Origin of the sequence: Flavobacterium sp. (assembly GCF_035456085.1) — a bacterium.
GTDB lineage: Bacteria > Bacteroidota > Bacteroidia > Flavobacteriales > Flavobacteriaceae > Flavobacterium.
On sequence record NZ_DATIDY010000114.1, the window covers coordinates 1 to 21,889 of the forward strand.

Genomic DNA, 21,889 nt, shown 5'->3' on the forward strand with positions numbered 1-21,889 from the left:
ATGGTTAGGGAATTTTGAAGGCAAACGTTTTTATCACGTAAGCACTGATGAAGTTTATGGTTCACTTGGAGCTGAAGGTTTGTTTACAGAAACTACTGCTTACGATCCAAATTCTCCTTATTCTGCCTCAAAAGCTAGTTCCGATCATTTTGTTCGTGCTTATGGTGAAACTTATGGCTTGCCTTATGTAATCACTAATTGTTCTAATAATTACGGGCCTTATCATTTTCCCGAAAAATTAATTCCATTGTTTATTAATAATATTATCAATAATAAACCATTACCAGTTTATGGTGATGGAAATTATACCAGAGATTGGTTGTTTGTAAAAGACCATGCTGTTGCTATTGACTTAGTTTTCCATGATGGAAAAAATCACGAAACTTACAATATTGGTGGTTTTAATGAATGGAAAAACATTGATTTGGTTAAAGTACTATGTCAAATTATGGATCAAAAATTGGGTAGATCTATGGGTGAATCAGCTGAATTGATTACATACGTTAAAGACAGACCAGGTCATGATTTGCGTTATGCTATTGATGCTTCCAAAATAAATACTCAGTTGGGATGGAAGCCATCTGTTACTTTTGAACAAGGATTGGAAATTACCATTGATTGGTATTTAAATAATCAAGACTGGCTAAATAATGTGACTTCGGGAGCATATGCTTCTTATTATGAAAAACAGTATTCTTAGAAAGGTTTAAAAACCTGAGGGTTTAAAAGTTTAAGTTTTTATTAAAAGCAAAAAAGATGAACTGGTACGTAGTTTATACCAAACCCAAATGGGAGAAGAAAGTTGCGGAGCGGTTAAATGAAATAGGTATTACTACCTATTGCCCATTGGTAACCAAATTAAGTCAATGGTCAGATCGAAAAAAGAAAATTCAGGTACCATTATTTAACTCCTACATTTTTGTGCAAATCGATGAAAAGAACAGAAATGCTATTTTCGAAGTTCCAGGCGCTATACGATACTTGTTTTGGCTAGGAAAACCAGCTGTTGTAAAAGAAAGAGAAATTCAGATTATTCAAGATTGGCTGAATGTTCCTGATGTTTTTGAAGTAATGGTTGATAAGTGGCAAAAGGGAGATAAAATTGTATTGGAATCGGGTCCATTTGCAGCACAATCGGCAATTGTGCAAGAAGTTAAACAAAATCATTACGTACTTGTTTTAGAATCTTTGGGCTGCATTCTTAAAGTTGTGAAGAAAGGGTGAGTGTTGATGCTGATTATTAATGGTTTGTAAAAAAAGCCGTTGTTGCGATTAAAAAGTTAAGTTTTTTAAATTAAAATATTAGATTAAAATTGCTAAATACAGCAAAATAAAAAAGAAAATTACTCTTTTTAATGTATTTTTGCAAATTCTTAAAAAAAGGTGACCCTGAAATGGGACTCACAACGGCGAAGCCATGATAGTTTATGTGTTTTATATAATAAAATATAATTGAAAACTTTGGCTTATAGTGTAAATATATTAATTATCTAATGCCATAAATTGAATTTAAAATTGAATTCATTCTTAAAATAAATAGATTTACAATGAAAAAAATACTTACCACTATTATCCTTATTATAGCACTTTTTCAGACTAGTACAATAGTTGCACAGGATATTTTGAAAAGTAATGATTTGAGCTCCGTAAGAGTTGATTATTTATCAGATAGTGATATTGCAAAAATAAAATCACAATTACAAGCAAATAATGTAACTGTAGACCAAGTTGAATCTATGGCATTATCAAAAGGCATGAGTGCAACTGAATTTGCTAAATTAAAAAAACGTTTAGCATTGCCTTCGACTAAAGAGACTTTGGATAAAAAAAGCACCAAAAAGAAAAGCCAAAAAACAGATTCAGATGATGAAGATGATGAGGATGATTCTGGTCGTAAACAAGAAAAATTTGAAAACAAGAAAATAAAGGACAGTCTTAATTCGCTTGTTTTCGGTTCTGAATTGTTTGATAATCCTACTTTGAATTTTCAGCCTAATTTAAAATTAGCTACCCCTGTTAATTATATATTAGGTCCTGGTGATGAATTGCAAATCAGTATTAATGGTGTTCAGGAATTTAGTGATGAAGTACCAGTTTCTGTTGAAGGAAAAGTTAATATTCAATATGTAGGTCAAATAGCTGTTTCTGGTATGACCATCGAAGCGGCTACTCAAAAAATAAGAGCAGCAGTTGCAAGAGTGTATAGTACAGTACGATCAGGTCAATCACAATTTACTGTGAGCCTAAGTAGTATTCGTACTATTAAGGTAACAATCATCGGAAGCAGACAGCCAGGAAATTATTCCATTTCTTCTTTGGCTACAGTATATAACGCTTTGTTTTTGGGAGGTGGTCCTGGAAAAAATGGTAGTTATCGAAATATCGAATTAATTCGTAACAATAAAGTATATAAGAATATTGATATTTATCGTTTTCTGGTCACTGGTGATCAATCTGATAATATTGGACTTAAAGATAATGATGTTATTCGTATTCCTGCCTATACTAATAGAGTTACTGTAGAAGGTGAAGTAAAGCGTCCTGGAATTTTTGAAATGAAGAAAGGAGAAAATTTCGCTGCTTTATTAAATTTTGCTTCTGGTTTTACTGAGTTTGCTTATACCGCTTCTGTAAATGTTTTACAAAAAACAGGAAAAGAATTGAAAGTGGCAGATATTCATGCTGCTCAATATAATAGTTATATTCCTCAAAATGGAGATGTATATCGCGTTTCAAAAATTTTAAACAGATTTGAAAATCGTATTAAAATTGAAGGAGCAGTTTTTAGACCAGATACCTATTCTTTTCATGAAGGAATGCGTATTGCGGATCTGATTGCTCAGGCAGAAGGATTAAAAGAAGATGCTTATAAAAACCGTGCTCGAATCGTACGTCAATTGCCTGATCTTACTACTGAAGTTGTCAATGTAAATTTAGGAAAAGCTTTAGCAGGTGAAACTGAATTTAATATTCCTTTGAAGAAAGAAGATATCGTAACGGTTTATTCTATTTTGGATTTTAGGGAGGAATTTAAAGTTACCATCGATGGCGAAGTAAAAACGCCTGGTGTTTATGATTATCACGAAAATCTATCTTTAAATGATTTGTTGTTAGAAGCTGGTGGTTTGACTGGTTCAGCCTCTAAAAGAGTTGAAGTCGCTAGAATGATGAAATCCGAAACCATTGATGATAGTAATCCTAATAAGGTAGAATTATTCAATTTAGAAATTTCTGCGGAAAGTAACGAACAATTGAAAAATTTTGAATTGTTGCCGTATGATGTAGTGAATATCCGTAAAATGGCTCAGTATGAAAAACCAGAGATGGTTATAGTTAAAGGAGCTGTTAATTATACAGGAAAATATGTTTTGGCTAATAAAAAAGAAAAAATATATGATGTGATTCAGAGAGCAGGTGGTTTGACTTCAGTTGCCGATTTAAACGGTGTAAAAATCAAAAGGCCTATACAGTCTAAACAGATTGAAGATCTTGAGAACATTAACATGAATGTAAGTTCTAAAATTGATGATGTTGAAAGTGAAAAACTTGTAGAGAGCGAAAAACTAAAAACCAGCGAAAAGAAAGATGGTTTGCAGATGAAATCTGATACCATTCAAAATAAGTTGGCTAGAAAATTAATTGATGAAAAAAGATATGCAACAATTCCTGTTGATTGGGTAAAGATTCTTAGAAATCCTGCTAATAATACTAATGTTACATTATTGCCAGGTGATGAAATCGAAGTTTCTACTTATACAGAAAGTGTAAAAGTAACTGGAAGTGTATTATTGACTTCTGAGATTCCTTATGCAAAAGGCAGGGGTTTTAATTATTATTTAAGTTCTGTTGGAGGTACTGATGCCAGAGGATGGAAAAAGAAGGCTTATGTAATTTATCCTAATGGTAAAGCTGCAGTTTCTAATTCAGTTTTGTTATTTTTCAGAACCTACCCAAAAGTGGTTCCAGGTTCACAGATAGTAGTGCCTGAAAAACCATTGACTAAGAAAATGACTACCGGTGAATGGGTAAGTATTGGAGCTATCATTACTAGTTTGGCTACATTGATAATTACTTCGATGAAGTAGTGATGAGGGTTGAGAGTAATAGGTTATTAGATTTGAGATGTGAGTAGAGAATTTAGAGAGTATGATTTTAAGTAAAAAATATAATTGAGAACTAATTTAATGGAACAACAAATACCAAACGACGAAATTTCTTTAAAGGAGTTAATTGAAAAAGCGAAAGAGTGGTATGCTTATTTATTAAGTCAATGGAAAATTATTGTATTGGCTGGGATTATAGGAGCCTCTATAGGTTTGGCTTATTCTTTCTCTAAAAAGCCAGTATATACTGCTACATTATCTTTTGCTTTAGAAGATGAAAAAAGTGGAGGAGGATTAGGGGGAGCGTTTGGATTAGCTAGTTCTTTTGGGATTGATCTTGGAGGTGGGGGCGGAAGTATTTTTACAGGCTCCAACCTAACTGAGTTATTCAAATCACGTACTATGGTCGAAAAGACTTTATTGACACCAGTAACAGTTAATGGAAAAGTAATTTCTCTAGCAGAAATGTATATCCAAAACAATAAATGGCGCGACAATTGGGATGATAATCCAAAATTTAAAAATATTCAATTTTTGCCTGATAGTAAGCGTAAGTATTTTACCAGAATACATGACAGTATTTTAGGAGTAATTTATCAAAATTTATCAAATAATGCTTTGTCTGTAGCTCAGAAGGATAAAAAAATTGCCATTATCTCGATGGATGTATCTTCAACGAACGAGTTATTTTCTCTCTATTTTTGTGAGGCACTAGCTAGGCAAGTTGGGAAATTCTATGTGGATACCAAAAGTAAAAAAGCCCGTATGAATATGGAAATCTTAGACAGGCAAACAGATTCTATAAGAGCGGAATTAAATAGTGCTATTACAGGTGTCGCTATTGCTAATGACAATACCTTTAATTTAAATCCTGCACTCAATGTACGTCGTGCTCCTTCTGCCCGTAGGCAGGTTGATGTTCAGGCTAATACAGCTATATTAACAGAATTAGTTAAACAATCTGAATTAGCGAAAGTTACTTTACGTAAGGAAACGCCATTGATTCAGGTTATTGATAGACCTATTTTGCCATTGCCTAAGGAGCGTTTTGGGAAAGCTAAGGGGTTGGTGATTGGAGGCTTTTCGGCAGGATTTTTAATTGTGTTATGGTTGATTGTTAGGAGGTTGTTGCGTGAACTACAAGTTTAATGTAGTTTTAAAAGGTTATTGTTCGTCAGTATTTTAGGGTTAAAATAACAAGCAGGCTAAAATCGTCGTATATGACCCGAAAGGATCTCGAAAAAATCCTTTTTCATTCAGATTATCTGGACACTACAACGTCAGAGGAGAATGAAAAAGGAATATTATACTTTTGAAACCTCTATCTCTGCATTGTAAAGACGCATGCTATTCCTTTACTTACATAATTGGGAAGAGTTTGTAATTTACGATTGGTAAAAATACATGAGGTATGCAAAAACTGACTTTTGTATTTGACGGAAGAAAGCGAATTAGAAAAAATTGGTTTTATTTATCAGTGAATGGGTATGTAAATCATATTTTATTCAAAATATAGTATTAAAAAGAGATTTAAATTTAAAATGAGTAAAAGAGTTTTAGTTACAGGAGCAGCAGGATTTTTAGGATCACATTTGTGTGATCGTTTTATAGCAGAAGGATTTAAGGTAGTTGGGATGGATAATTTAATTACTGGAGACATAAAAAATATAGAGCACTTATTTCCATTAAAACAATTTGAATTTTATAATCATGATGTGTCTAATTATGTCCATGTGAGTGGTAAGCTTGACTATATATTACATTTTGCCTCTCCTGCTAGTCCAATTGATTATTTAAAAATTCCCATTCAAACGTTAAAAGTCGGTTCTTTAGGAACTCATAATTTGTTAGGTTTAGCAAAGGAAAAAAAAGCAAGATTTTTGATTGCTTCAACTTCTGAAGTATATGGCGACCCAACAGTTCATCCCCAGCCTGAAGAATATTGGGGCAATGTAAATCCTGTAGGTCCTAGAAGTGTTTATGATGAAGCAAAAAGATTCCAAGAGGCCATAACTATGGCCTATCATACTTTTCATGGTTTAGAGACCAGAATAGTTAGGATATTTAACACCTATGGTCCAAGAATGCGACTGAACGACGGCAGGGTATTGCCTGCGTTTATAGGTCAGGCATTAAGAGGGGAAAATTTAACTATTTTTGGAGATGGTACTCAAACCCGTTCTTTTTGTTATGTTGATGATTTAGTTGAAGGAATTTACAGACTCTTGATGTCAGATTATGTGTATCCTGTTAATATTGGTAATCCCAATGAAATAACGATGAATGATTTTGCTCAAGAAATTATTAAATTAACAAGTACGGATCAAAAAATAGTGTATTGCCCTTTGCCACAAGATGATCCCAAACAGCGACAACCTGACATTAGAAAAGCGAAGGAAATATTAGATTGGGAACCTAAAATTTCTCGTCAAGTAGGGCTTAAATTGACATACAATTATTTCATTGATTTTACAAAGGAAGAATTGGAAGCAACTAAAAAGAATAAAGAGTTTTTAACTATTTTATGAAAGAAAAAATTGCATATTACTTAAAACAAGACTCTTCAAAAAATTCGCTATGGTTATTTCTTGATAAAATATTAAGACTTGGAGTTGGTTTAATTGTTGGTGTTTTGGTTGCACGATATTTAGGTCCTGAACTTTTTGGTAAATGGAACTATGCTATAGCATTTATTAGTCTTGTAAGTGCATTTGCCACTTTGGGGCTTGACCAGATTGTAGTTAAGCATCTTTTAGACAAAAATGAATCGGAGCATATATTACTAGGAACAGCTTTTTATTTAAGATTATGTGGCTCTTTTATTTGTACACTTATAGTTACGGGGTATTTTTTGATTTTTAAAAACGATATTCAATTATTCTTGGTAGCTGTTTTTACGGCATTAAGTTTGTGGTTTCAGACTTTTGATGTGATTGACTTAAAAAACCAATCTTTATTGCAGTCAAGAAAGACAGTAGTTGTTAAGAATTCTGTTTTTGTAGTAATATCAATTGTAAGATTGTTATTTGTATATTTTGAGTATTCGTTATTGTCTTTTGTAATTTTAGGACTGATCGAATGTGTTTTAGCAGCCATTGGACTTATTTTGTACCATGGTATCAATAATTTAAAAAAGTGGAAATTTAAAATTGATTATTGTACAATTTTATTGAGGCAAGCTTGGCCATTGATTTTATCAGGGATTGTAATTATGATGTATATGCGTTTGGATCAAATCATGATTGGAGAAATGATTGGAGATAAAAGTGTGGGGTTATATTCTGTCTCTACAAGATTTACAGAATTATGGTATTTCATCCCATCCATATTTGCAACTTCTTTTTTTCCTAAATTGGTTGATAAATTTAATCTAAATAAGAAGAATTATTATGAAGTGTGTTTGAAATTGTTGAAATTAATGTTTGTTATTAGTTTTTCAATAGCCCTTTTTTTTACTTTTTTTTCAAATTTTATTATAAATTTTCTTTACGGTAGTGAATATATGATGTCAGTTTTTGCTTTACAAATAAGTATATGGACTGGGGTTTTTGTCTTTTGGGGTGTTGCGGCCGGGAACATGCTTGTGGTCGAAAATCTAAACACCCATAATTTGATAAAATCATTACAGGGATTGGCGATTAATTTAGTATTGAATTTTGTGTTAATACCTAAATATGGAATTAATGGGGCAGCAATGGCAACTTTAATATCTCAGTTTTTCGCATCTTATTTGTATTATATTTTTTTCAAAAAAACTAGACATATTTTTCTTTTACAAACCAAATCAATTTTATTTTTCTAAAATTATGTATCAAGTACAATCGCCAATTCTTTTTTTAATATTTAATAGGCCTAAAGAAACCCAAATTTTATTCAATGCCATTAGAGAAGCCAAGCCTAAAAAACTCTATGTGGCTGCAGACGGCCCGAGAAACAATGGAAATGATGATTTAGTTTGTAAGGAAACTAAAAATATTTTAAATCAAATAGATTGGGAATGTGAATTGATTACTTTATTTAGGGATGAAAATTTAGGTTGTGGTAAAGCAGTTAGTAGTGCAATTACTTGGTTTTTTGAAAATGAAGAAGAAGGAATTGTATTAGAAGATGATTGTTTACCGAGCCTTGATTTTTTTAGGTTTTGTGATTCAATGTTGAATCAATATCGATTAGATAACAGAGTTGGGCATATTTGCGGATGTAATTTTCAGGATGGAATAAAAAGAGGGGAAGGAGATTATTATTATTCTAAATTAACGCATGTTTGGGGATGGGCAAGTTGGAGAAGAGTTTGGGAGAAATATGATTTTAACATGAATTATCTTGAAAGAGCCATCGAAAATGACATTTTGTCAAGCTTGACAGATAATAATGTAAATAAAAACTTGATTTACAATGCATTTGTAAGTACGAAGGCAGGTAAAATTAATACTTGGGATTATCAATATTTTTTTTCTAATCTCATAAATGGTTGTTTGTCTATTATACCTAATTATAATATGATAAGCAATATTGGCTTTAATGCTAACGGTACTCATACGGTTGATTTTAATAGCCCATTGTCAAATGTTGCATTTAGTGAATTGCCTAAAGATATTATAAGTCCTGTTAATGTGCATCAAAATCGAATGGCAGATAATTATACCTTAATAAAAGAAATGCCTTCCGTTATGGAGTTGAGAAAAAATCAGTTGAGAAAATTTGTTAGTAGTCGATTGGTAAAACTAAAGTTAAAAAAGCGACATTAAATTAGTTTTTAAAATATTGATTATTTATTTTCTATTGAAAACAGTATACTTTATAAGCAAGTTATTAAAGTGTTATGGAAAAAAGATTCTTGATAAATATTTTTTTAATTCTTTGATAACTTGCTTTTAAATTTTAAGATTTTTTTTAATTAGTAAAAATTTTAATTAGTACATTATTGAGTTTTTATTTGTAAGTTTCTATTCTCTTTGATTTTTGAAAAATTAATTAAAATATAATAAGAGTTTTAAAAATAATAGTAAATATTTACCCATATGATAACTTGTAAAATTTGTAGTTCAGAAAGTGATATTTTCTTTTTATGTAAAGTTTTAGATAAATACAATGTTCAATATTATAAGTGTAGATGCTGTGGTTTTGTCCAAACAGAAAATCCATATTGGTTAAAGGAAGCTTATAGAAGTGCAATTGCATCTCAAGATATTGGACTTTTAAGTAGGAATGTTTATTACGCTCCAATTGTTAGTTCAATTATAAAATTGTTTTTTAAGAAAGATGCCAGTTTTTTAGATTATGGCGGAGGTTATGGGGTTTTTGTCCGCTTTATGAGAGACAGAGGTTTTAATTTTTATAGGTATGATACCTATTGCGAAAATATGTTTGCCAAAGGTTATGAAGATAATGATAAATCAAATTATGAGTTAATTACATCATTTGAGGTCTTTGAGCATTTAGTTGATCCCATTGTAGAAGTTCAAAAAATGTTACAAAAGAGTAAAAATATTTTTTTTTCTACTGAATTGCAGCCAAAAGGTTTTATGAATGAAAAGGAATGGTGGTATGTAATGCCAGAAACCGGTCAGCATATATCATTGTATTCAATGGAGTCACTAAAATTTATTGCCAAAAAATTTAATTTAAATTTATATTCAAACGGGAATTCTTTTCATTTATTGACTGAAAAGAATATACCTCATTTCGTTTTTAGGTTAGCTACAAATAGGTATACTCTCAAAATATTGAATAATATTATCAAATATCCTGATTCTTTATTGATGATTGATTATCATAAAATTGTAAGTGAGAATTGTTGAAAAAAAATTAAAATTATGCGTTGTCTTGTTGAGGCATGTATTTTTGAATACTATAAAATAAAGTTTAAACAAGGATTAAGAAATGAAAATATTATACGATCATAAGATATTTACAACACAGAAATACGGAGGTATTTCACGATATTTTTTTGAATTGATTAAAAGATTTGACGGAGTTGAAAACCGTTGTGAAGTAGCAACTCTTTTTAGCGATAATGCTTATTATAACGATAAGTTGAATCCTAAATTGAATAGGATTCTTCCAAATTCTCAGTTTAAGGGAAAGAAAAGAATAACAAGTTATCTAAATACAAGAAAGTCGATGAGTGAAGTTCGCTGCGGAAACTTTGATGTATTCCACCCGACCTATTATGATGATTATTTTCTTGACAGTATTAAAGGAAAGCCTTTTGTAGTTACTTTTTACGATATGATCCACGAGAAATTTTCAAGTCAATTTTCAAGTTTAGAAGCAGATTCTAGATTATTTGAGAATAAGAGACTGATGCTTGAAAATTCAAGTAAAATAATATCAATTTCTGAAACGACTAAGCAGGATATCATAGATCTTTTTGATGCTGATCCTTCAAAAATAGATGTTGTATATCTTGGTAATTCACTTCAGAATTTCGATATTGGAAATCAAAGATTGGTAAATGAAGAATATATTTTATTTGTTGGAAATAGAGAAATCTATAAAAATTTTCATTTTTTTATAACGACTGTTGCAGAATCATTAATTGATAATGATTTGAAATTAGTTTGTGCAGGAGGTGGTGATTTTACTTTTAGTGAAAACGAATTATTTAGAACTTTAAAGATTGAAAATAGGGTCATTTTTAAACGAATTTTCGACGACAATGTATTGGCAAATTATTATTCAAATGCATTATTTTTTTGTTTTCCGAGTTTGTATGAAGGTTTTGGAATCCCAGTTTTAGAGTCTTTTGCTTGTGGTTGTCCTGCTTTATTGAGTAATGGGGGGGCGTTACCCGAGGTAGGAGGAAATGCTGCGATGTACTTTGACCCAACAAATGTTCAGTCCTTAAGAAATGCAGTCGATGAATTGATAAATAACCAATCCTTGAGGCAAAGTTTAGAGGAAAAAGGGAGTTCTAGATTGAATAAATTTTCATGGGACAAAACATATAAAGACCATTTGGAAGTATATAAAACAGTAGTTTAATAGTGCTAAATCTAAATTTTAGGATTAAAAATAATCAATGAATATAGTGCAAACAAAAACCGCGTTTATTACTGGTATCAGTGGACAGGATGGAGCGTACCTTTCTAAATTATTATTAGAAAAAGGGTATAGAATAATCGGAATTACCAGAAACAATCATAGTGACAGTTTAGAAAAATTAATGTGTCTTGAAATTGATGGACATGTTGTGATGGAAGAATGTGATTTGCTTGATATTTCGGGTATTATCACATTGATTAATAAATATAGACCAGATGAAATTTATAATTTGGCAGCACAGAGTTCTGTGGGCTTGTCTTTTAAACAACCAATTGGTACAATCAATTTTAATATTATATCCGTCTTAAATTTATTGGAGGCTATAAGGCTGATTAAACCAGATGTTAGGTTTTATCAGGCGTCAAGTAGTGAAATGTACGGAAAAGTATCAAATCTTCCAATCAATATAAATACCCCTATGCATCCCTTGAGTCCTTATGCTATTTCAAAAGCTTCTGCACATTGGACTGTGGTGAATTATCGTGAATCATATGGTTTATATGCTTGTAATGGGGTTTTATTTAATCATGAATCGTTCCTGAGATCGACGGGTTTTTTTGTTAAAAAAGTTCTGCATGAAACAGTTAAAAATAAAAATAACCCTAATTGGGTTTTGAAAGTGGGCAACATTGACATAAAAAGAGATTTTGGGTATTCGCCTAATTATGTTGAAGCTATGTGGTTGATGCTTCAGGCTGAGAATCCGCAGGATTTTATCATCTGCTCAGGTAAAAGTATTACGCTTCGATCTATAATAGAGTATGTATTTGATAAATTGGATATTTCACTAAATAAATTGGTCATAGATACTGAGTTTATGCGACCAACAGATATTGTTGATATTTATGGAGATAATACGCCAGCAAAAACAAAATTAGGTTGGAATTATGAGCTTGAATTTTATGATGTGCTTGATATTTTGATAGAAGAGGAGAAAGCTGATTTGCTGAAAAAATAGTCTTGTAAATGGAATTTACATTTATAAGGTGTACATAAAAAGATGAAAATAAATAATACAAAATTACCACTTATATCTATAATTACTGTATCCTATAACGTTGTTAATACTATTGAGCAAACCATTTTGAGTGTAGTCAATCAGGATTTTGAGGATTACGAATACATTATTATTGATGGTGGAAGCACTGATGGAACAGTTGAAATTATAAAAAAGTACCAAGATAAAATAACCTATTGGCTTTCAGAACCAGACAAAGGGATTTATGATGCGATGAATAAAGGTGTTAGGTTAGCAAAGGGAGAATGGGTAAACTTTATGAATGCTGGTGATGAGTTTTTTATTCGAAATTTTAATTTGTTTTTTGATCAAATGAATCATGATAAATATGATATTATTTATGGGGATGTGTATATTAAGAAATTGGATGAATTTATTTTAAACAAAGCTAGGCCCCTAATTGAACTAAATTATTCTCTTAATTTTTGTCATCAAAGTTCTTTTGTAAGAACGAGACTTTTGAGAGAGAATGCTTTTTCTCTGCAATATAAAATTTGTTCAGATTATGATTTTTTTTTAAAAAGATTTATTTCTGGATGTAGTTTTTATTATGAGGAATATCCTGTTTCTGTATTTGAATACGGGGGAGTGTCATCAGGGATCAGTAATCGATATTTGAGGGAAAAATTATCGATTATATTAAATTCTCACATTGCTATAAAGGATAAAATTTGGTTTTCCTTTAAGTTTTTTAAAATGTTGATTCCTTTTAATAAAAAAAGTGTAATGAATTTGTTAAAAAGTTAAATTGAAAAAAATATTAATAATTCACCATGGAATTGGTGTTGGAGGAGGGCTGATTGCTTTATTAGGATTGATTGAAGAAATTAAAAAAAAGAATGAAGTCCGAGTTCTGTCTTTATTTAACAGTGAAGCTGTTGAATATATAAAGAAAACGGGAGTAGAAGTTTATCTTCCAAAGTCCAAATTTTATAGCAAGTTTTATAGATTGTTTATTCACAGTGAAGCATCGTACTTTAGCGTTATTGAATTTCTTGAAAGTTTTAAAAATATTTTGATGTTTTTCTTGAATCAATTTTTTTTTGCAAAGAGAGAGTTGAAAAGTTTGGATTTCGATTATGATATCGTTTATTTGAATTCTACTTTTATTTCTGAGTGGTCTATGGCATCAAAGAAATTGGGAAAAAAGACAATTATCCATGTGAGAGAACCATTAGCAAAAGGGTTTTTAGGGATTAGAAAAGCTATAATCAGGAATGTGATTAAACAATATTGTGACAGAATCATTGCTATTTCATATGATAATGCTGAACGAGTTGATTTGAGAAATATAACAACTGTTGTCTATGATCCTGTAGTTTTTAAAGGAAGACATACATCAATTAAAATACTTCCAGATCCGAAGTACAAATATTTTTTATATTTAGGGGGAATGCAAAGAATAAAAGGGTTTGAACAATTTGTTAAATCATTGAGTAATATTAATGATGATGTTAGAATATATTTTCTTGGAGGAGATTATATTCATTCTGGAAATAAAATGAAAAGAATTATTTCTATTATTGATCCATATATGTGGAGAATTAATTCATTAATTGCTCGTTTGAATCAATCTGATAAGATTATCAAAATTGGACTTGTTGATAATATATTTGATTATTATAGTAGTTCAATAGCATTAATATCACCATTTTCAAAACCACATGCATCACTTCCTATATTAGAGGCTTTTTCAATAGGTAAGCCTGTAATTGTTTCGGATATCGAAGGAATGTCTGAAATAGTTAGTGTTCAAAATGGTTTTTTTTTTAAAAATAATAACTATAAAGAATTAGCAATTGTAATTAATAAAATAGCGAAGCTTGACAGCATTCAATATCAAATCATATCTGAAAATGCGAAAAGGAAATATGACGAGATATTAGGAAAAAATGCTTCAGTTCAATTTGTGATTGATGGAATATAATTTTTGAAATTGATAAAAAGACTGTAAAGGAATGAGAATTAAAAACATTGGTGGTAATATTGGTAATAAACCTAATTGGATTCCTTTTATCATATTTTTCATTGTTTTTTTTATATCTGAAGACACCTTCAGCTTTGGCACTACAAATAATTTTACACCTATTTTATTCAAATATCTAATTTATTTTATTTTAACCATTTTTCTTTTAGTTAAAAGTAATCTTAAGTCATTTGTTATTCTTACCAAAAGCAGTTTGGTTTTTTATTTGATTGTTTTTTCTGTGTTGCTTACTGCTGTATTTAATTTTGAATTCTCAGGTGGTTATGTGTATCAAATTTGGTTGTACCTCTTAGGTATTTTAATTGTCAATTATGTAACATATAAGGATTTTATTACTGTATATCTGAAATTTATTTATACTCTTAGCTTGATATCATTGATTGTTTTTGTGATTGCAAGTATTTCTTTGTCCTTTTTTGAAATATTTCCACTTCAAGCTAATTCAGCAGGTTCTTCAATGTATAATTTAGGAGTTTGTGTTGTTTTTGCAGGCCTTGAATATGTAAGAAATACATCTATATTTAGAGAGCCAGGAGTATTTATGATATATCTAAACATAGCAATTATTTTGGAATTATTTTTTAAGAAAGAAATTAACAAAAAGAATATTTTTGTTTTTGTAATTGCAATTTTTTCTACCTTTTCAACTGCTGCATTTATAACACTAGCAGCTATTTTTATTGCTTATTTATTTACAAAAAACACAAATATTTCTGTTTTAAAAACAAAATCATTTCTTATTATAACTTTTGTAATGGCAATTGTGGTATTACTGTCTTATAGCGGGCTATATGACATGGTTTTTAGTAAAATAGGTAAAGATAATGTTGGGGATGGAAGTTCGTTAGCTAGAGGAGTATCTGTTTTTGCAAATTTGAATATGTTTTTTGATCATTATCTTGTAGGTGTAGGGATAAAAAATTATCCAGCAGCCTTCGGTAAATATACACTTGATTTGGTTGGGATATCAATGGATGTTGGAAACAATACAAATACAATTACAACTGTTTTTGCAGTTTATGGGATTTTTTTTGGTGTTTTACTTTTTTATATGCTTTTTAGTCTTGCTAAAAAAACGTCTAATTCTTTTATGGTTAGAATTTTTTTGTTTTTAGTATTGATAATGCTCTATAGTAATGAAGATTTAAGATATTCATTAATGTCAGCAACATTTTTGATGTGGGGAATGACAAGCAGGAAAGAAATAGCGATTTAAAGTAAGTAGTTAATGAAGATTTTAATAATATCATACGATTTTTATCCTGAAAATAAACCAAATGCTTACAGGTGGTTTAATGTAGCCAAAAGATGGAAAGATGCAGGGATGGAAGTTTTTGTAATCTCGGCAAATAAAAATCAATTTTTATCATATGAAGAGATTGATGGGATAAAAATATACCGTTCAACTGAGTATTTTGTTGGAAACATAAAATATAAGCATAGAGAAAATATAAAAGGGGAGAATCACTTTTCTAAGCATAATAATTCTTTGGGTCTGGAAATGTTGTTTAAACGTGGGATCAAAAAAGTATATGACTTTACATGGTCTAAATTCTATTGGCCTGATTATTCTTTCTTGTGGTATTTTTCAGCAGTGCCTTTGGCTTCCAAAATCATCGAAGAGCATAAAATAGATAAGCTTATTACTGTTTCCTGGACTTTTACTTCACACATAATAGGAAATAAATTAAAGAAAAGATATCCATTTCTTTATTGGTTGGCTGATACGATTGATATTTTTAGTTTTAACGGGAAAATAAATAATTTGTTTTTATACAATAAAAGGAATAGGAGCATTGAGGAAAAAGTTTTTCGGAATGCTGATTGTAATACTGTTCTTACTGAGAAAATTAAACAGAAATATGTTGATTTTTTTCCTGAAATACAGCATAAAATTGCTGTAAATCACAATGTTTATATGCCAAATTCATTCGATTATGAAAAAGAAAATAAACAGGATTCAAAAACTATAAAACTTCTGTTCTTAGGTACTTTGACCGAAGAGGCAAGATCTCCCAAAAGAATGTTAGCTGTTTTTGACAGGCTTATAAAAAAATATAGTGAATACAATTTTATTCTCGATTTTTACGGAGAATTTACAGATACTATAGATAGTTTTAAAGAATATCAGCACTTATTAGATAAATCTGTTTTTCTAAACGGGTTTATAAGTAGAGATGAAGTAAATTTGGCGATTAAAAACTCGGATGTATTGCTCAACGTAGGTAATAAAAATGAGTTTCAAGAGCCAAGTAAATTAATTGAGTATATGTATTCAGGAAAAAAAATACTTAATTTTTGTTCCATCGAAGCAGATACTTCATTGGAATTGGTCGAAAAATATCCCTTAAAATTCAATGTGTATTCTGATGATAAATATGATGAAAATTTATTGACTAATATTTTTGATTTTTTAAATTCATCAGAAGAAATAGATAAAGAATCATTAAAAATAATTCTTAAAGATTATTTGCTTGATGAAGTAGCAGATAGGTATTTAAGGATAATTAAAAACGAACAGTAGAAATGAAAATAGAAAATAAAACACTTTTGATTACTGGAGGTACGGGCTCGTTTGGCCATGCTGTTTTGAACCGTTTTCTTCATACCAATCATTTTAGTGAAATTCGTATTTTTTCCCGAGATGAAAAAAAACAGGATGATATGCGTAATCAGCTCAAAAATGGCAAGCTTAAGTTTTATATTGGTGATGTAAGAGATTTTAACAGTGTAGAGCAAGCGATGCGTGGCGTAGATTATGTATTTCATGCAGCTGCTTTAAAGCAAGTTCCTTCGTGTGAGTTTTTTCCTTTGGAGGCTACAAAAACCAACGTATTTGGAACTCAAAATGTAATTGATGCAGCTGGAGCAAATAAAGTAAAAAAAGTAATTTGTTTGAGTACAGACAAAGCAGCTTACCCTATTAATGCTATGGGGATCTCTAAGGCCTTAATGGAAAAGGTAGCTGTGGCTGCATCAAGAAATTTATTGGATACAACAGTTTGTTTGACTCGTTATGGTAATGTTATGGCTTCAAGAGGTTCTGTGATCCCTTTGTTCCTAAAACAAATTAAAGAGGGTAATCCAATTACGATTACGGATCCTAATATGACACGTTTTTTGATGTCGCTGGATGAGGCAGTAGAATTGGTATTGTTTGCCTTCGAGCATGGGAATCCGGGTGATTTATTTGTCAACAAAGCCCCAGCGGGAACTATTGGAGATCTTGCACAAGCCTTGAAAGAGTTATGTAATTCGGATACTGAAATCAAGATTATTGGTACCCGTCATGGAGAAAAGTTGTATGAAACCTTATGTACCCGTGAAGAAATGGTTAAAGCTGAAGATATGGGTGATTTTTACCGAATTCCAGCCGATAATCGCGATTTGAATTATGCACAATATTTTTCAGAAGGAGAACAAGATGTTTCTCTTATTGAAGATTATCATTCTCATAATACTGAACAGCAGGGGGTGGAAGGAATGAAAAAACTATTATCAACTCTACCTCTTATTCGAAAAGAAGTTTTTGGTGAAGATGTTGTTCAGATGCCAGGATAAGTTTTTTTGATTAATGATTTTTGATTTAAAAATATGGTTCCGATAATAATAAATGGAGGTAGTCATTCTGATACCAGAGGTATAGTTCGATTTAATAATTCTTTTGATGCAAAGGAAATAAAAAGGATTTATCTCATAGAAAATAATGAAACCACATTTGTTCGTGGTTGGCAAGGACACCGAATTGAACAACGTTGGTTTTCTGTTTTACAAGGTAGTTTTAAAATCGAATTGATTGCCATTGATGATTGGGAGAATCCTTCCAAAGATTTAAAACCTCTCTCCTATATTGTTGAAGCCGAAAAACTTGATGTGCTTCATGTACCACAAGGATATGTAAGTAGTATTCAGGCACTCGAAGAAGGTGCCAAATTGTTGGTTATGGCGGATTATTTGTTAGGAACCATTCAAGACGAATATCGATTTGATTTTGATTATTTTAAAAAATAAAATTAAAAAATGTTAAAAATAGGAATAACAGGGCAAGAAGGATTTGTAGGGACGCATTTGTATAACACTTTGGGATTGCATCTGGATGAATTTGAGCGTATACCATATCATATAGATTTTTTTAAAAGTAATGAAAAACTTGATGTTTTTGTTTCACAATGTGATGTGATTGTGCATTTGGCTGCCGTGAATCGTCATAATGACCCTCAAGTTTTATATGATATTAACGTTGGTTTGGTAAACGATTTGATTGCATCTTTAGAAAGAACTTCTAGCAAAGCACACGTAATTCTTTCTTCTTCTTCACAAGAAGAAAGAGATAATTTATACGGAAAATCTAAAAAAGTAGGTCGTGAATTATTTTATAACTGGTCGATTAAAGTTGGATCTGTTTTTACAGGGTTGGTGATTCCGAATGTTTATGGTCCTTTTGGTCATCCATATTACAATTCGGTTATTGCTACTTTTTCCCATCAGATTTCTCATGGGGAAAGTCCACAGATACAAGTAGATGGCGAGTTAAAATTAATTTATGTAGGGGAGTTGGTCAATGAGATATTAACAAAAATCCGAGATCGTAAAACAGAAGCTTCATATTTGGTACCTCATACTTCGGAGGCAAAAGTATCGGAACTATTGTCGTTGCTTCAATTCTATAAAGAGTGCTATCAGGACCGAGGAGAGATCCCTGTCATAAATAACACATTTGAATTGAATTTATTCAATACTTTTCGTTGTTACATGGATATTAAAAATCATTTTCCAGTAAAATTTATTGAACATACAGATCCAAGAGGTTCATTTGTTGAAATTATTCGATTGGGAGTTGGTGGACAAGTTTCTTTTTCTACCACTGTTCCTGGTATTACAAGAGGAAATCATTATCATACCAGAAAAATTGAACGTTTTGCAGTAATCAAAGGAAAAGCTTTGATTCAATTGCGTCGCATTGGTACAAATGAAGTGCTGGATTTTTATTTGGATGGTAATGAACCTGCCTATGTGGATATGCCTATTTGGTACACTCATAATATAAAAAATATAGGAGAAGAAGTGCTTTATACCAATTTTTGGATAAATGAATCCTATAATCCAAACAATCCAGACACTTTTTTTGAAGAGGTGTAAAGTCTAAACGGCATTAAATATCTTCTGAGTAAGTTTAAATATTGAATATGAAAAAATTAAAAGTAATGACGGTGGTAGGTACCCGTCCAGAAATTATAAGATTGTCAAGAGTGATAGATGCTTTAGATACATCTGATGCCGTAGAACATATTATTGTTCATACAGGTCAGAATTATGACTACGAGCTAAATCAGATTTTTTTCGAAGACTTAGGTTTGCGTAAACCTAACTTTTTCCTTGAAGCTGCTGGGCAAACAGCCACTGAGACCATTGGTAATATTTTGATTAAAATAGATCCATTATTGGAACAAATAAAACCTGATGCATTTTTGGTTTTGGGAGACACAAACTCATGTTTATGTGCTATTCCTGCAAAAAAGCGTCATATTCCAATTTTTCATATGGAAGCAGGAAATCGTTGTTTTGATCAACGTGTTCCAGAAGAGACAAATCGTAAGATAGTGGATCATATTTCTGATATTAATTTGACCTATAGTGATATTGCACGTGAATATCTATTACGAGAGGGATTGCCTGCAGATCGAATTATCAAAACAGGCTCACCAATGTTTGAAGTTTTACATCATTATTTGCCACAAATTGAATCCTCTGAAGTTTTAGAAAAGTTAAATTTAGAAGAAGGGAAATTCTTTGTAGTATCATCACACCGAGAGGAGAATATAAATTCAGAGAAAAATTTTCACGGACTGATTAACTCATTGAATGCGATTGCTGACAAATACAAAATCCCGATTATTGTTTCAACTCACCCTCGTACGAGAAATATGATTGAAAAAATGAAAGTGGAGGTTCGAGATGAAATCCAATTTTTGAAGCCATTAGGCTTTCATGATTATAACGCATTACAAATGTGTTCGTTCGCCGTCTTGTCAGATTCGGGGACTATTTCAGAGGAATCTTCCATTTTAAATTTCAGAGCGTTAAATATTCGTCAAGCACACGAGCGTCCCGAAGCTATGGAAGAAGCTTCGGTGATGATGGTAGGATTATCACCGGAAAGAATTCTCCAAGGATTAACACAAGTTTTGTGCCAAAAAGTGGGAGTGGAACGCAATTTTAGAAAAGTAGCAGATTATTCGATGCCAAATGTTTCTGAGAAAATTGTTCGCATTATTTTGAGCTATACAGATTATGTGAAAAGAGTGGTTTGGAGTGAATAAATCTTAATAGTAAAAAATGGTTGTTTCTGTAATAATTCCGATGTACAATTCTGAAAATACAATTGAAACTTGTATTAATTCAGTATTAAAGCAAACTTATAAAGGAAAAATTGAAATCATTGTTATAAATGATGGTTCTAATGACAATTCACAAAAGATAGTCGAAGAAATTATATATAACAATATTTCTGATATTGCCATTCAATTAATCAATAAAAAGAATGGAGGTGTATCTTCTGCCAGAAACAAAGGACTTTCTTTATCAAGTGGTGAGTTTATTGCCTTGTTGGATTCTGATGATAGATGGCTAGATAATAAGTTAGATATTCAGATGCAAATCCTTAAAAACAATCCTGAAATTGATTTTATTGGTTGCGCAAGGAATAATGAAGTATTGAAAATATTTGGTAAAAAGATTGATTCGTTACACAAAGCAAGTGTAAAAGAATTATTAATAAAGATGTACCCTCAGACTTCTACTGTTGTTTTTAAAAAAAAATTATTTGAAGAACTTGGAGGATATAATGAAAATATGACACACGCTGAAGACGGAAATTTATGGATACGTTATTGTGCAAAAGCTAAAGTTTATTATATACCAAATTCGTTAGTTATTACCGGTGATGGTAAACCTCATTTTGGGCATAGTGGTTTGTCTGCCAATTTAAGTGCTATGCATAGGGGTAACCTATTTATTCTTAAAGAAGTTTTTAAAGAAAGGAAAATAAGTATTGTTTCTTATTGTTTATTTCTTTGTTTGTATGAAATTAAATACTTGAGAAGAATTTTGCTAACTAAAAGATAACTAAATGATAAATAAAATAGTATGGGGTTTTTTGGCCTTGTGTTATGCTCCTTTTTTTAAAAAGTTTTCCCTTCCATCACATATAGGAATTCCTCTTTTTACTTTTGGTTTAAAAGAGGTTTCTGTTGGAAAAAGAGTTAGAATAATGCCAGGGGTAAGAATTGAAACTCATAACAATGGTAAAATTTCATTAGAAGATAATATTTCAATAGGACAGAATTTTCATGTGACTTCAGCGGGAAATTTAATTATTGAATCAGATACTACTATTTCAGGGAATGTTTTTGTAACTAATATAGATCATGATTATCAAGAAATAGGGAAGCATATACTTGAGCAGAGAATGATTGTAAAAGAAACTAGAATAGGGAAGAATTGTTTTATTGGGTATGGTGTAGCAATTCAAGCAGGAACAATATTAGGAAAACAATGTGTTGTTGGTGCTAACGCAGTAGTCAGAGGTGTATTTCCAGATTATAGTGTAATCGCAGGGGTGCCTGCAAAAGTAATAAAGCGATATAATATTGAAGCAAAAGTTTGGGAAAGAACCAATCCTGATGGAACTTTTATAGAAAAAAACAAATAATTTAAAAAAGACAACAAGAACAA

At 30.9% G+C, this 21,889-nt stretch carries 20 protein-coding genes; all 20 read left to right on the top strand.

What is annotated here, in order from left to right; translation table 11 throughout:
- Positions 1-700: dTDP-glucose 4,6-dehydratase (locus tag VLC96_RS08695; protein WP_325262172.1), on the top strand; the 700-nt coding region annotated here is incomplete at its 5' end.
- A gap of 56 nt (positions 701-756) precedes the next feature.
- Positions 757-1,224 carry a UpxY family transcription antiterminator gene (locus VLC96_RS08700; RefSeq protein WP_325262174.1) on the top strand — a complete coding sequence of 156 codons (468 nt, stop codon included), beginning with the start codon at positions 757-759 and terminating at the stop codon, positions 1,222-1,224.
- A gap of 323 nt (positions 1,225-1,547) precedes the next feature.
- Entirely contained in the window at positions 1,548-4,085 is a 2,538-nt protein-coding gene (locus VLC96_RS08705) for an SLBB domain-containing protein (protein ID WP_325262176.1), read from the top strand.
- Positions 4,086-4,184: 99 nt separating this feature from the next.
- Positions 4,185-5,252 carry a Wzz/FepE/Etk N-terminal domain-containing protein gene (locus tag VLC96_RS08710; RefSeq protein WP_325262178.1) on the top strand — a complete coding sequence of 356 codons (1,068 nt, stop codon included), beginning with the start codon at positions 4,185-4,187 and terminating at the stop codon, positions 5,250-5,252.
- 392 nt (positions 5,253-5,644) lie between these two features.
- Positions 5,645-6,631, top strand: coding sequence for a UDP-glucuronic acid decarboxylase family protein (locus VLC96_RS08715; RefSeq protein WP_325262179.1), 987 nt, complete (start codon positions 5,645-5,647; stop codon positions 6,629-6,631).
- Positions 6,628-7,905 (top strand): flippase, encoded by a 1,278-nt coding sequence (locus VLC96_RS08720; RefSeq protein ID WP_325262180.1) that lies wholly within the window; start codon positions 6,628-6,630, stop codon positions 7,903-7,905. Before VLC96_RS08715 ends, VLC96_RS08720 begins: the two co-directional genes overlap by 4 nt.
- A 4-nt stretch (positions 7,906-7,909) precedes the next feature.
- A complete protein-coding gene (locus VLC96_RS08725; protein ID WP_325262181.1) occupies positions 7,910-8,851 on the top strand; it encodes a nucleotide-diphospho-sugar transferase in 942 nt (313 codons plus the stop codon).
- A gap of 273 nt (positions 8,852-9,124) precedes the next feature.
- Positions 9,125-9,904: a class I SAM-dependent methyltransferase gene (locus VLC96_RS08730; protein ID WP_325262183.1), complete on the top strand. Its 780-nt coding sequence runs from the start codon at positions 9,125-9,127 to the stop codon at positions 9,902-9,904.
- An 82-nt stretch (positions 9,905-9,986) separates the two neighbouring features.
- Positions 9,987-11,090 carry a glycosyltransferase family 4 protein gene (locus VLC96_RS08735; protein ID WP_325262185.1) on the top strand — a complete coding sequence of 368 codons (1,104 nt, stop codon included), beginning with the start codon at positions 9,987-9,989 and terminating at the stop codon, positions 11,088-11,090.
- Between the two features lie 37 nt (positions 11,091-11,127).
- A complete protein-coding gene (locus VLC96_RS08740) occupies positions 11,128-12,108 on the top strand; it encodes a GDP-mannose 4,6-dehydratase (RefSeq protein ID WP_325262186.1) in 981 nt (326 codons plus the stop codon).
- Between the two features lie 42 nt (positions 12,109-12,150).
- The gene (locus tag VLC96_RS08745) at positions 12,151-12,915 is read left to right on the top strand and encodes a glycosyltransferase family 2 protein (protein ID WP_325262188.1); all 765 of its coding nucleotides are present in this window, start codon (positions 12,151-12,153) and stop codon (positions 12,913-12,915) included.
- Between the two features lies 1 nt (position 12,916).
- Positions 12,917-14,095 carry a glycosyltransferase family 4 protein gene (locus VLC96_RS08750; RefSeq protein WP_325262191.1) on the top strand — a complete coding sequence of 393 codons (1,179 nt, stop codon included), beginning with the start codon at positions 12,917-12,919 and terminating at the stop codon, positions 14,093-14,095.
- A gap of 517 nt (positions 14,096-14,612) precedes the next feature.
- On the top strand, positions 14,613-15,371 hold the full coding sequence (locus VLC96_RS08755; protein WP_325262193.1) for a hypothetical protein: 759 nt from the start codon (positions 14,613-14,615) through the stop codon (positions 15,369-15,371).
- 12 nt (positions 15,372-15,383) lie between these two features.
- Positions 15,384-16,679 carry a glycosyltransferase family protein gene (locus VLC96_RS08760; protein ID WP_325262195.1) on the top strand — a complete coding sequence of 432 codons (1,296 nt, stop codon included), beginning with the start codon at positions 15,384-15,386 and terminating at the stop codon, positions 16,677-16,679.
- 2 nt (positions 16,680-16,681) lie between these two features.
- Positions 16,682-17,716: a polysaccharide biosynthesis protein gene (locus VLC96_RS08765; protein WP_325262197.1), complete on the top strand. Its 1,035-nt coding sequence runs from the start codon at positions 16,682-16,684 to the stop codon at positions 17,714-17,716.
- Positions 17,717-17,749: 33 nt separating this feature from the next.
- Complete coding sequence (locus VLC96_RS08770) at positions 17,750-18,166, top strand: WxcM-like domain-containing protein (RefSeq protein WP_325262199.1); 417 nt, start codon at positions 17,750-17,752, stop codon at positions 18,164-18,166.
- Positions 18,167-18,175: 9 nt separating this feature from the next.
- Positions 18,176-19,294 (top strand): polysaccharide biosynthesis C-terminal domain-containing protein, encoded by a 1,119-nt coding sequence (locus VLC96_RS08775; protein ID WP_325262200.1) that lies wholly within the window; start codon positions 18,176-18,178, stop codon positions 19,292-19,294.
- A 47-nt stretch (positions 19,295-19,341) separates the two neighbouring features.
- On the top strand, positions 19,342-20,475 hold the full coding sequence (gene wecB, locus VLC96_RS08780; protein WP_325262202.1) for a non-hydrolyzing UDP-N-acetylglucosamine 2-epimerase: 1,134 nt from the start codon (positions 19,342-19,344) through the stop codon (positions 20,473-20,475).
- A 16-nt stretch (positions 20,476-20,491) separates the two neighbouring features.
- Entirely contained in the window at positions 20,492-21,280 is a 789-nt protein-coding gene (locus VLC96_RS08785; RefSeq protein WP_325262204.1) for a glycosyltransferase family 2 protein, read from the top strand.
- A gap of 4 nt (positions 21,281-21,284) precedes the next feature.
- Positions 21,285-21,866, top strand: coding sequence for a DapH/DapD/GlmU-related protein (locus tag VLC96_RS08790; RefSeq protein ID WP_325262205.1), 582 nt, complete (start codon positions 21,285-21,287; stop codon positions 21,864-21,866).
- Positions 21,867-21,889 lie beyond the last annotated feature (23 nt).

Excerpts from the sequence above, each read along its gene's own strand:
- VLC96_RS08740 (WP_325262186.1), top strand. The coding sequence starts at position 11,128 with ATGAATATAGTGCAAACAAAAACCGCGTTTATTACTGGTATCAGTGGA.
- VLC96_RS08765 (WP_325262197.1), top strand. The coding sequence starts at position 16,682 with ATGAAAATAGAAAATAAAACACTTTTGATTACTGGAGGTACGGGCTCG.
- VLC96_RS08770 (WP_325262199.1), top strand. The coding sequence starts at position 17,750 with ATGGTTCCGATAATAATAAATGGAGGTAGTCATTCTGATACCAGAGGT.
- VLC96_RS08730 (WP_325262183.1), top strand. The coding sequence starts at position 9,125 with ATGATAACTTGTAAAATTTGTAGTTCAGAAAGTGATATTTTCTTTTTA.
- VLC96_RS08735 (WP_325262185.1), top strand. The coding sequence starts at position 9,987 with ATGAAAATATTATACGATCATAAGATATTTACAACACAGAAATACGGA.
- VLC96_RS08705 (WP_325262176.1), top strand. The coding sequence starts at position 1,548 with ATGAAAAAAATACTTACCACTATTATCCTTATTATAGCACTTTTTCAG.
- VLC96_RS08720 (WP_325262180.1), top strand. The coding sequence starts at position 6,628 with ATGAAAGAAAAAATTGCATATTACTTAAAACAAGACTCTTCAAAAAAT.
- VLC96_RS08775 (WP_325262200.1), top strand. The coding sequence starts at position 18,176 with ATGTTAAAAATAGGAATAACAGGGCAAGAAGGATTTGTAGGGACGCAT.
- VLC96_RS08710 (WP_325262178.1), top strand. The coding sequence starts at position 4,185 with ATGGAACAACAAATACCAAACGACGAAATTTCTTTAAAGGAGTTAATT.
- VLC96_RS08700 (WP_325262174.1), top strand. The coding sequence starts at position 757 with ATGAACTGGTACGTAGTTTATACCAAACCCAAATGGGAGAAGAAAGTT.
- wecB (WP_325262202.1), top strand. The coding sequence starts at position 19,342 with ATGAAAAAATTAAAAGTAATGACGGTGGTAGGTACCCGTCCAGAAATT.
- VLC96_RS08745 (WP_325262188.1), top strand. The coding sequence starts at position 12,151 with ATGAAAATAAATAATACAAAATTACCACTTATATCTATAATTACTGTA.
- VLC96_RS08785 (WP_325262204.1), top strand. The coding sequence starts at position 20,492 with ATGGTTGTTTCTGTAATAATTCCGATGTACAATTCTGAAAATACAATT.
- VLC96_RS08715 (WP_325262179.1), top strand. The coding sequence starts at position 5,645 with ATGAGTAAAAGAGTTTTAGTTACAGGAGCAGCAGGATTTTTAGGATCA.
- VLC96_RS08760 (WP_325262195.1), top strand. The coding sequence starts at position 15,384 with ATGAAGATTTTAATAATATCATACGATTTTTATCCTGAAAATAAACCA.
- VLC96_RS08790 (WP_325262205.1), top strand. The coding sequence starts at position 21,285 with ATGATAAATAAAATAGTATGGGGTTTTTTGGCCTTGTGTTATGCTCCT.
- VLC96_RS08755 (WP_325262193.1), top strand. The coding sequence starts at position 14,613 with ATGTATAATTTAGGAGTTTGTGTTGTTTTTGCAGGCCTTGAATATGTA.
- VLC96_RS08725 (WP_325262181.1), top strand. The coding sequence starts at position 7,910 with ATGTATCAAGTACAATCGCCAATTCTTTTTTTAATATTTAATAGGCCT.